The organism is Nitrospira sp. BLG_2, from assembly GCF_049222245.1.
Window position 1 is genome coordinate 1 of sequence record NZ_JBLYIG010000320.1, and the last position, 4283, is coordinate 4283.

Genomic DNA, 4283 nt, shown 5'->3' on the forward strand with positions numbered 1-4283 from the left:
CGCGCGGATCTCGCGCGGCGGCCTATCCTCAGGAATAATGTGGAGCTAAACCCCTCCGGTAAGAGGCAGCTTGCCTTTGGAAAGCAACGCGCGGCTGATCGCCTCGTACAGCTCTTCCGTCATGGAGCCCTTCGATACGAAGGCCGCCGCGCCGGCCTTCGTCATCGCATCGATGATCTGACGATCGTCATGGACGGACAACCCGACGGTGACGGTTTCGGGATGGTTTTGATGAATTCGGCTTGTCGCCGTTACCCCGTCCATTACGGGAAGATTCACGTCCATGAGCACGACATCGGGCCTCAGCTCCGCCGTCAATGCGACGGCCTGCTGTCCGTCGGATGCCTCCCCGACCACCCGCAAGTTCTCGTGTCCATCCAGGAGGCTCTTGATCCCGCGGCGGACCATGATATGGTCATCGACGAGGAGGACGCGGACCATCGACGGTTCCGACGAAGGCTGCGTGGTGAATCCCGAACGCCGGCCAGGATGAACAACGGCAGCCTTACGCCCGGAGGGCTTCTCCTTAGCGGGATCGCCTAGATCCGGTGCGTCGGATGCAGGCCAATAGGGCAAAATCATGGAGGCCCGCGTTCCACGGCCGGGCGTAGAATTGATCTCAAACCGTCCCCCCATCGCCCGCATCCGTTCATCAATGCTGAACAGTCCGAACCTGGACGACCCAGAAGGCTGGGGAGCGGCCACCGCGGCATGATCGAACCCCTGCCCGCCGTCCATGACGGTAATGTGCAGTTCAGTGGGGGTGGTGATCACCGCCACACTGGCGCGATTCGTCTCAGCATGCTTCACGATGTTGAGCAGCAATTCTCGGACGGACTGAAAGACCAAAATCGCTTGATCGTCCGGAATATTGATCCGTTCCGATCCGATCTGCACGTCCACGGTCAACCCATGGGTGCGCATGTGTTCGGACAACCATTGAAAGGCATGAGACAACCCGAATTCTTGCAATGAGGGTGGCGCCAGGTCCGCAATGAGGGTGCGTGTATACCGCAGGGATTCGTCGAAAATCTGGTCCAACTCCGCGAGCAAGGTCGTTCCAGGCTCCTTCGCGACACAGGGGACGGCTTGTCGCAGTTTCATGCGTCCCGCGACGAGCAATTGAGCCAAATAGTCGTGGAGATCGCCGGCGAGTTTTCGCCGCTCGCGCTGCTCCGTCAACGTCAAGTCGCTGGCCAGCGCGCGCAACCGTTCTTGAGAACGGATGAGTTCTTCGGTCCGCGCCTGCAGGGCGGCATGGGCCGCCTGATTATCGTCGCGCAACCGCTTCTTCTCGAGCGCTTGCCCCACGGCGGATCCCAGTCGTTCGATGCGATCCTTCATGATGTAATCCGCCGCGCCGTGGCGCAACAAGGCCACGGCTTGCTCTTCGCCGATGGAGCCCGAGACGATGACAAAGGGAATATCCAGCCGGCGTTGTTGCAGGCACGCGAGAGCCCTCATCGCGTCGAAGGACGGCATCGAGTTGTCGGAGAGGATCAAGTCATAAGGCCGATCGAGACACTGCAGCAATGCTTCTTCCGTATCGACGCGATCCCAGTCGAGATCGAACCCGGCGCGTTTCAACTCGCGCACCATCAATTCGGCATCCGTGTCCAGATCCTCCAGCAACAAGACACGCAACGGTTGAGCCATACGACCTCCCACATCCGACACAGTCAAAGGGTTGATCACTCCGGGCCCTGATTGAGGATCATCCAGTAGAGATTCAGTTGTTTCACGGCTTCGACGAATTGATGAAAATCCACCGGCTTCACGATATAGCTGTTGACGCCCAGCTCATAACTCTTGATCACGTCTTGTTCCTCACGCGACGAGGTCAACATGACGACGGGAATGGCCTTTGTCCGCTCGTCGGTCTTGCAGCGGCGAAGGACTTCCAGCCCGTCGACTTTCGGCAGCTTGAGGTCCAACAGAATCAATTTCGTTTGCCTGCATGGGCTCCGATCCGTATAGGCGCCCTGACCGAACAGGCAGTCCAATGCTTCCGCGCCGTCCCGCACCACATGGATATGATTGGCGAAATGATACTGTCGGAATACCCGCAGCGTCAGCTCCGCGTCCTCCTCATTATCCTCGACCAACAAGACCGAGATGGTGTCCGGCACCGTCTTGCTCATGAACTCTCTCCAGTGTGAAATAAAATGTCGCGCCCTCGTCCAAACGTCCCTCGGCCCACACCCGGCCGCCGTGGCGTTGGACGATCCGTTGCACCAGCGCAAGTCCCACGCCGGTCCCTTCGAAGTCTTCCGCCCGATGCAGCCGCTGGAATACGCCGAATACTTTGTTCACATATTGCTGATCGAATCCCACTCCATTGTCTCGAATCCAATACACGACGCTGCCCGGCTGCTGCTCGTCCTCGTGCCATCCGATCTCGATCTTGGCCTCTTGGCGCGGGCGGGAATATTTCCACGCATTGGAGAGGAGATTGACCCACACCTGCTTGACCAGACGGCGATCGGCCAGACATTTCGGCAAATCATCCACGTTCAATTCCACGGATCGATCCGGATCCTGCCGCCGCAGCTCGAGCCACGCCTCACGAATGACCCGCCGGGTATCCACCGCCTGCCGATCGATCGCCGATCGAGACAGCCGTGAAAACTCCAGCAAGTCGTCGATCAGCTCCCCCATGCGAGCGGCGCTTTTTTGGATGACGTTCAGACATCGCTGAGCCTCCTGGGGCAAGGAGGGGCCGAAGTCCTCGACCAGCATCTTGGCGAATCCGTTGATGGATCGCAGCGGCGCGCGCAGGTCATGCGACACGGAATAACTAAACGCCTCCAGTTCCTTGTTGGCGTCCCGCAGCGCGCGCTCGGCTTGTTTCCGTTCCGTGATATCGCGGGCGATGGACGAGACGCCGAGAATCGTCCCCGTGGCATCCATAATCGGCGAGATCGTCAGCGATACATCGATCGCGAGCCCGCTTTTGTGTCGTCGCACGGTTTCCTGCTGTTCGACGCGCTCCCCCAATCGAATACGATCAAGGATTTTCTCTTCCTCCTCCATGCGATCGGGAAACAGCAGGCGGGTTACCGGTTGCCCGATGATGTCTTTCGCTTGGTACCCGAACAACCGCTCGGCGCCGTCATTCCAGGTCGTAATGGTTCCATCAAGTGTTTTGCTGAGGATGGCATCGGTCGAAGACGTGACGATGGCCGCGAGCCGGGCCGTGGACTTCTCAGCGCGCTTCCGTTCCGTCACATCGCGAATGACGACGGCGTGAGACCCTGCTTGCTCATCCTGGAGAGCGGTGATCGTGATATTCGCGATGAACCGCGCGCCGCTTTTTTTCATCATTTGCCGATCGATATCGGTTCGTGCCGCTTGCCCCGCCGCCGCCTCCGTCGCCTGTTGCAAATCGTTCTCGGGTCGGCGCAAGGCGACATCGCCGGGAGCGTATAAGCGCGTGTAGGGCTGGCCCAGAATCTCCTCGCCGCGATAACCCGTCAGCCGCTCCGCTCCTTTGTTCCAGGTGGCCACCTTGCCGTCTGCGTCCACCAAAAAAATCGCGTAATCTTCAATCCCCTCAACCAACTGGCGAAATCGCTCCTCGCTTCGCCACTTGGCCTGTTGCTGGGCCCATTCACGAAGCCGAAACAATTCCACGAAGGCGTCCACTTTGTGCCGAAGAACGTCGGGCAGGACCGGTTTGACCAAGTAATCCACGGCCCCGCTCGAAAGCCCCCGCACCACGTCCGCATCCATCGTGTCGACGCCTGACAGGAAAATGATGGGCGTGAAGCGGGACCGGTCTCGTTTCCGGATCAATGTGGCCAATTCAAAACCATCCATCTGCGGCATTCGAACATCAAGAACCATGACCGCGCAGTCATGGCGCAACAGATGCCGCAACGCGCCCTGGCCCGTGTGGGCCGTCAGGACCGTGCGACCGGCACCCTCAAGGAGAGTCGCCATGGCGGTGAGAAAACCCGGGTCGTCATCGACGACCAAAATATACGCGGGAATCGCGGTCAACGCGGAATTGTCCGCCATATCCGTCCCCGGTATTTTCTTGGACACGTTCTCCGACATCTCGGACACGGTTGTCAGCGCCTCACTTTCTTCTTGCCGAAGAGCCAAATCCGCATGAGCGCGAGCAGTTCTTCCGTATTGACGGGTTTGGCGATGTAATCGGACGCTCCCGCCTGCAGACACCGCTCTCGGTCTCCCTTCATGGCCTTGGCGGTCAACGCCAAAATCGGGAGCAACCGATGCGCCGGATTGCTGCGAATCCTGCGGATCGTTTCATATCCATC

General features: G+C 59.3%; 4 protein-coding genes. All 4 read right to left on the reverse strand.

Going from position 1 to position 4283, the window contains the following annotated elements:
* Window positions 1-45: 45 nt before the first annotated feature.
* On the reverse strand, window positions 46-1656 hold the full coding sequence (locus ACOSYY_RS08940) for a response regulator (RefSeq protein ID WP_421661920.1): 1611 nt from the start codon (window positions 1654-1656) through the stop codon (window positions 46-48).
* Window positions 1657-1691: 35 nt separating this feature from the next.
* Complete coding sequence (locus tag ACOSYY_RS08945; protein ID WP_421661921.1) at window positions 1692-2141, reverse strand: response regulator; 450 nt, start codon at window positions 2139-2141, stop codon at window positions 1692-1694.
* Window positions 2092-4047 (reverse strand): hybrid sensor histidine kinase/response regulator, encoded by a 1956-nt coding sequence (locus tag ACOSYY_RS08950; RefSeq protein ID WP_421661922.1) that lies wholly within the window; start codon window positions 4045-4047, stop codon window positions 2092-2094. Before ACOSYY_RS08950 ends, ACOSYY_RS08945 begins: the two co-directional genes overlap by 50 nt.
* 26 nt (window positions 4048-4073) lie before the next feature.
* A partial coding sequence (locus tag ACOSYY_RS08955; RefSeq protein WP_421661923.1) for a response regulator occupies window positions 4074-4283 on the reverse strand: 210 nt, incomplete at its 5' end.

What these genes read in the sequence shown, in the direction of transcription:
- ACOSYY_RS08940 (WP_421661920.1), bottom strand. Translation starts at nt 1,656, where the DNA reads ATGGCTCAACCGTTGCGTGTCTTGTTGCTGGAGGATCTGGACACGGAT.
- ACOSYY_RS08945 (WP_421661921.1), bottom strand. Translation starts at nt 2,141, where the DNA reads ATGAGCAAGACGGTGCCGGACACCATCTCGGTCTTGTTGGTCGAGGAT.